Below are 6084 nucleotides of genomic sequence, written 5' to 3' on the forward strand. Positions count from 1 at the left end.
TGGCCTAAAGATCGCTGATTGCGTGGCTGAGATCGAGCGCCGGTCTGGCCGCCCCGTCGGCGGCGGCTTCATCGACGACGTCCGCCGCGCCACAGCCTTGGCCTTCGAGGCCGATCTGCAAGCGGTCGAAGGCGTGCATGAGGCCCTGGCGGCGATCCCCACCCCGGTCTGCGTCGCTTCCAACGGCCCAATGTCGAAGCTCGCCCAGACGCTCAGCCTGACCACGCTGCAAGGACACTTCGAGGGCAGAGTGTTCAGCGCCTACGAGGTGGGTTCCTGGAAGCCGGACCCCGGCCTTTTCCTGCACGCCGCTCAAACCCTAGGCGCCGATCCGGCGCGCTGCGTGGTGGTCGAGGACTCGCTTACCGGCGTTCAGGCCGCCAAGGCCGCTGGAATGCGCGTCCTCGGCTTCACCGGCGGCCGTCCGGAAGCGGGGCTCGAACTTGGCCAGGCCGGCGCGCGGCCGTTCGATCGCATGGCCGACCTTCCAACCCTGCTCGCGGCCATCAAGTCTTCGGCTTGAGGTCCGGCCGCGAGGCCAGGAAGGCCGCGCGCTCGGCGGGGCTCAGCACCTTGGCCGCTTTCTGGCGCGAGACCTTGGGCGTGGGGGGGGCATAGCTGCGGGTCGGCGTCGCCGAGCGCCTGGGATCGGAAGGCTTGGACGGTGGTTTCATAGGCGCTTCCGCTGAGCGACTCGCCAGGATCGGCGGCCGGCCCGTTTGGTCGCAACCTAACCTGACCTCAGGCCGATGTCCGAAGTTCCCGGCGGCCGACCGTGGGTCGGCGCCTCTAGACTTGGGAACCGATAACTCTAGGTTGAACCAAGGCCCTTGGTCGTGGAGTCCCGCGGATGTTGTCCAATGCTCGGTTCAGTCTGGTGTGCCTCGCCGCATTTGCCGGCATGACGGGGTTGGCGGCGGCGACAGGTCTCTCGTCGGCGGCCTTCCATTCTGACCGCGCGCCGCCGCCCAAGGCCTTCGATCGGGACGGCGAGCGGTTTCAGTGGAGCGTCGCGCACGGCGTGGTCGGCAGCGTCGGCCTCAGCCGACAAACCGCCGTCTGGGAAGATGGGGCCGCGTGGACGCCTGAGGTGTTGATCACCTGCTCGGGCCTGCGGTCCGGAGGTCTTCAGGAGCGAACCTTCGTCCCCGTGGACGGCCAGGCGCCGCTGGCCTTGACGGCCGGCGACAAGACCTTCCACGTGAGAAACGGCGTCCGTGAACTTGGCCAACACCGCTTCGTCGAGGGCCACGGCGACCTCCCGTCGGACTGGTTCGACGCCCTGTCCAAGGCGCCGACAATCACCGTCACCTATGCTGGCGCCAGTCGCAGCTTCCCCGGTCCAGGACCAGATCTGGCGAAGCACTTCGAGCGCTACTGCCGCGATCTCGCGCGCCGATCTTCACGCGACGAAACCTAGCGCCCGCTTGCCCACGTTGAGAAGGCCGCGGTTCCTCGATCAGGCGATGATCCAGTCTCCGGAAAGCGTAGAGAGCTGCACGCCCGCCAGGATGACTTGGCCGCCGCCCACCAGGTCGATGTGAACGTCGCCGGCCACCTGGGTGGTGGCGTAGCTGGTTCCTGGGGCCAGCATGACGCGGTCGCCCTCCGCCCGATTGAAGTCGGTGACCAGATCGAGCCCCGCCCCGCCGAAGCTGTGGAAGATGTCGGCCCCGGTTCCGCCGGTCAGGGTGTCCGAGCCGAGGTCGCCGGACAGGTAGTCGTTTCCCGTCCCGCCGAGCACCCGGTCGTCGCCCTGGCCGCCCAGCAGCACGTCGTCCCCGAGATCTCCGGAGATGTAGTCGTTCTCCTGGCCACCGTGGACGAAGTCGACGCCCTGGCCGCCGTGGAGGGTGTCCTCGCCCTTGTCGCCATACAGCCTGTCGTCGCCGGTGTTGCCATTCACGAAGTCGTCGCTCTGGCCACCATAGACCAGGTCGGACCCGCCGCCCGCGGCGATGCTGTCATTGCCGGCATTGCCCTGCAGCAGGTCGTCGCTGGCTCCGCCCTGCACGGTATCGTTCCCGCCCCCGGCCGAGACGGTGTCCGCGCCGCCGGAGGGCGCGATGAGGTTGTCCTGCACGTCGCCGGTGACCTGGTTCCCGCCCGGCGTCACTATGGTGACCACCCCCGGCCCAGGCTCGGGCTCCGGCGTTGGGACGGCGCTGATGGTGATCACCGTCACCGGGCCCGCGCTCGACACGTTTCCGGCCAGGTCGATCGCCTTGGCGATGATGGTGTGCGCGCCGATGGAGAGCCGCGAGGACACGATCGTCCAATTTCCCGAGCCGTCGGCGACGGCCGATCCCAGCAATGTCGGTTCTTCGATGTCGTAGAGCTTGACGGTGGCGTTGGCCTCGCTCGTACCGGTGAAGGTGGGGGTGTCGATGTTGGTGACGCCGTCGCCCAGCACGCCGCTATCTGAACCGCTGGTCAGGGCCGGTATGGAGGGCGCGCTCGGCGCAAGGGTGTCGAAGGTCAGGCTGGGCGTGGGGCCGGCCCCGCCGCTGTTGCCGGCGACGTCGACGTAACGGCTGGCCGCGACGGTGATGCTTGCCGTGCCGCTATTCATGTCGGCGGTTGGTGTGAAGGTGGCTGTGCGGGTCAGGCCGCTACCTGAAATGGCGCCCAGGACGCCGCCCGAGACGGCGACGTCGTCGTTGGCGAAGGTCGCGCCGGGATCTTCGCTGAAGGTGAACGTGATGGTCGCTGCTTCGCTTCTCTTCAGCGTCGAGACGTCGCTGGTGATCACCAGGGTGGGGGCCGTGGTGTCAATGGTGGCGGTCAGGGGGGAGCTTGTGTCGGAGATGTTCCCGGCCGCGTCGGTGGCCGTGGCGGTCAGGATGTGGGCGCCCTCGCTGAGGGACGTTGAGGTGATCGACCAGACCCCGCCGGTGGCGATGGTGGTTCCCAGCACCGTGGAGCCGTCGGTGTCGTAGACGGTGACGGTGGCGCCCGTCTCGGCGGCGCCGGTCAAGATGGGCGTGGTGTTTGCGGTGATATTGTCGATATCGGACGTGCCGGTGTCCGTGGCCGAGGTCAGATCGAGTGCCGAGGGCGCGTCCGGCCTGTCGGTGTCGAGCACATAATCCTCGTTAGCGACGGCGCCGTCGTTGCCGGCGGCGTCGACCACCTTCAGCCGCAGGTCGCCGCTGCCGGTCAGTGTCGCCCCGGTCCAGCTGACCGCCGTGCCGCTGACCTTGGAGGTGATGTCAGTCCATGTGCTTCCGCCATCGAGCGAGCCGTACAAGACATCGCCGCCAGCCAAGGCGCCGCTGAGCGTGGCGCCGATGGTTTGCGCCGCGGTGTTGGTGATGAAATCACTGTCGCTGACGCCGCTGTCGACCGATAGCGACAGGCCGCTCAGCGTCTGCCCCGGCAGGGTTTTATCGATGCTCACGGCCAGCGCGCCGCTGGCTGTGCTGGTCAGGCTGCCGGTCGCCGACGTCACTTGGGCGTAGACGTTGTAATCGCCGTCGCTGACGCCGGTGGTGCTCAGGCCGCTCACTGTCCAACTTCCGTTGGCGAGCGTGGCCGTGGCCGCGGCGTCAGTTCCGGCGTCGTAGATGCCGTTGCCGTTCTTATCGAGGAAGACACGCACCGTGCTGCTGCTGTCGCCGGCGGCGCCGACGCCGCTGAAACTCAGCGTGGCGGCGTTGGTGATGTTGTCGGTGCTGGAGGCGCCCTTGTCGCTGCTTCCCGCCAGGTCTGGAGCGCCTGGCGTCGCCGGCCCGACATTCACGCTGATGATGCGGGTGGCGGTGGCGGCGCCGTCGGACACCTGCACCGTGAAGGTGTCCACGCCGGCGAAGCCCGCCGTCGGCGTATAGGTTATTGTGCCACCTGGGGTGATATCGGCGCTGCCCGAGGCGGCGGTTGCGCTGGAGATGCTCAGCGTGCCGTGAGATGGCGCTGCGAACTGAGTCCAGGTCATGGTCTGAGAGCTGTCGGTGTCGCTCACATGCAGCAGGGCGCCGGCGCTGCTGGCGCTGCTGTTCTGCGCCACCGTCAGCGTGGAGCCCGCGCCGACGAAGGTGGGCGCCGCGTTGGGCAGCGTGATGTTGTCGAGACTGATGTCATCGAGAGCAAGGGCCACGCCGCCGCCGCCTTGCTGTGTAATCACCACCGAAGTAACGCCCTGCAACTCGGGAGCTGAAAGCGGTATAATGACCGCATCCGAGGACGGATTGACTGTAGCGGTCACGCTGCCTTTGGTTGTGGTGAAGATATAGGTGACGATAGGATCAGAATTTTGGTCGGCGATATTGATGCTGGTGAGGTCAAAGATCTTACCATTGTCCAGCGACAGCGTCACCGAATTGGCAATGGAGCCACTCACCATTTCAAAGGCGGAGCCGTCGAGATTGGAAACGTCGCCACCGAAAAACGCAACTTCGTCCATCACCACGGCTTGCGCACCGCTGGGGCTATCGAGCGCCACGGTCAGGGTGTCGGCGCCGATCGTCTGAGTGGCCTGGATCGAGGACGGTCCGCCGAAGGGGTCGGTGTCGGCGACAACGCCGCTGGTGAAATTGAAGATGGTCGGCATGACGATATTCCTGATCGGGCCAGATAACTTGCGATTGCAAGTGTGATCGCCGAACAGGAGTTAACGAGAAGGGGGCGGTCGACTGGTAAAGGCCGCCGAATTGCCTTCGATCACAGGTGACGGCCGTGCCGACCTAGCGCGTTCCTGACGGGCGGAGTTTCGATCATCGCCCAGAGGCGTGAGCGATCTCCGACGCGCCGTGGGCGGCAGCCCTGGAGCGACGGCGGCTTAAGCCGCCGTCTCGCGTAGGTGCGCGCGTTCGTTCAGGGCCACGACGGCCCGCTGACCAGCTCGGGCGCACATATAGCGATGGACGCTGGTGTAGCCCGGCTCGAAAAACAGGCGCGGCGCCATGCCCAGGACATGGGCGGTCCAGACATTGATGACGCCGCCATGGCAGAAGACCGCCACGCGCTGGCCTGAATGGGCGGCGATCACCTCTTCCAGCGCCGCGACGACGGCGGCGCTGAAGGCGTTGATGTCCATGGCGTGCTCGCCCCTGGCGAGGGCCAGCCAGGCCTCGTAGTTCTCGCGCTTCAGGACTTCCATCGGCACGTAGGAGCCGGAGTCGCGGTCGAACTCGGCCACGCCTTCGTGCTGACGAATGTCTTGGCCCAGGTGCGCGGCGAACGGTCGGGCGGTCTGCACCGCCCGGTGCATCGGGCTGGACCACACCGCGTCCGCGCCCTCGTGGGCCAGCCACGTCGCGACCTTGCGGGCCTGCTCGTGACCTTCTTGCGAGAGGTCGGGATCAGAGCTCTCGTCATTGCGCACGGGCAGGCCGTGTCGGATCAGGATCAGTTCCATGGCTCAATTCCCCCATCGTGCCGGTCTGACGCCGGCTGACAAATAGTCCGAGGTCGGCGGTGACGCTCAGCTTGGGCCAGCATCACCGCCTGGCTTCGTCGTCTAGGCTTCAGCGAACTGGCGCAGCCGCACCTGAATGAGCTGGTCGGCTTCGCTCATGATCCGGTCGATCAGTTCCTGCACCGTCGGGATGTCGTGGATCAGGCCCGCGACCATGCCGCACGACCAGCCGCCGGCGTCCATCTCGCCGTCAACCAGGATGCGGGGATAGACGCCCGCCACTTCCTCGGCGATGTCGGCGAAGGTCACCTTGTCGCCCAGGGCCCGTTCCTTCTCCACCAGGCGCTCGACGCCGGCGTTGACCAGCACGCGCTCGGTGTTGCGCAGCGGCCGCATGATCAGCCGGGTGTCCAGTTCCGAGGCGTCCACCAGGGCCTGCTTCACATTGGGGTGCACCGGGGCTTCCTGGGTCGCGATGAAGCGGGTGCCCAGATTGATGCCGTCGGCGCCCAGCGCCAGGGCGGCGACCAGCGAGCGGCCATCGGCCATGCCGCCCGAAGCCAGGAAGGGGATCTTCAGCTCCTCGCCCGCCCGCGGCAGCAGGATGAAGTTCGGCACGTCGTCCTCGCCGGGGTGACCGCCGCATTCGAAGCCGTCGACGCTGATCGCGTCACAACCGATGGCCTCGGCCTTCAGCGCATGGCGGACCGAGGTGCATTTGTGGATCA

At 67.0% G+C, this 6084-nt stretch carries 6 protein-coding genes; 2 read left to right on the forward strand and 4 right to left on the reverse strand.

Features of this window, described 5'->3' with window-relative positions; translation table 11 throughout:
- A partial coding sequence (locus Q7T84_RS10420) for an HAD family hydrolase (protein WP_304808480.1) occupies positions 1–523 on the forward strand: 523 nt, incomplete at its 5' end.
- Here Q7T84_RS10420 and Q7T84_RS10425 read toward each other — a convergent pair.
- A complete protein-coding gene (locus tag Q7T84_RS10425) occupies positions 507–674 on the reverse strand; it encodes a hypothetical protein (RefSeq protein ID WP_304807669.1) in 168 nt (55 codons plus the stop codon). The two genes, Q7T84_RS10420 and Q7T84_RS10425, sit on opposite strands and share 17 nt — an antisense overlap.
- Before the next feature lie 176 nt (positions 675–850).
- On the opposite strand from Q7T84_RS10425, the gene Q7T84_RS10430 reads away from it, so the two are divergent.
- On the forward strand, positions 851–1420 hold the full coding sequence (locus tag Q7T84_RS10430; protein WP_304808482.1) for a hypothetical protein: 570 nt from the start codon (positions 851–853) through the stop codon (positions 1418–1420).
- A gap of 39 nt (positions 1421–1459) precedes the next feature.
- On the opposite strand, the gene Q7T84_RS10435 is transcribed toward Q7T84_RS10430, so the two are convergent.
- The 3 genes from Q7T84_RS10435 to Q7T84_RS10445 form a co-directional block, all read right to left on the reverse strand.
- Complete coding sequence (locus tag Q7T84_RS10435) at positions 1460–4549, reverse strand: Ig-like domain-containing protein (protein WP_304808484.1); 3090 nt, start codon at positions 4547–4549, stop codon at positions 1460–1462.
- A 228-nt stretch (positions 4550–4777) separates the two neighbouring features.
- Positions 4778–5356, reverse strand: coding sequence for a histidine phosphatase family protein (locus Q7T84_RS10440; protein WP_304808486.1), 579 nt, complete (start codon positions 5354–5356; stop codon positions 4778–4780).
- Between the two features lie 102 nt (positions 5357–5458).
- On the reverse strand, positions 5459–6084 hold a 626-nt coding region (locus tag Q7T84_RS10445; protein WP_304808488.1), incomplete at its 5' end, for a nitronate monooxygenase family protein.

The organism is Phenylobacterium sp., assembly GCF_030654915.1.
Taxonomy (GTDB): Bacteria; Pseudomonadota; Alphaproteobacteria; order Caulobacterales; family Caulobacteraceae; genus Phenylobacterium.

Coding starts and splice junctions, on each gene's coding strand:
- Q7T84_RS10425 (WP_304807669.1), bottom strand. CDS start 674: ATGAAACCACCGTCCAAGCCTTCCGATCCCAGGCGCTCGGCGACGCCG.
- Q7T84_RS10430 (WP_304808482.1), top strand. CDS start 851: ATGTTGTCCAATGCTCGGTTCAGTCTGGTGTGCCTCGCCGCATTTGCC.
- Q7T84_RS10435 (WP_304808484.1), bottom strand. CDS start 4,549: ATGCCGACCATCTTCAATTTCACCAGCGGCGTTGTCGCCGACACCGAC.
- Q7T84_RS10440 (WP_304808486.1), bottom strand. CDS start 5,356: ATGGAACTGATCCTGATCCGACACGGCCTGCCCGTGCGCAATGACGAG.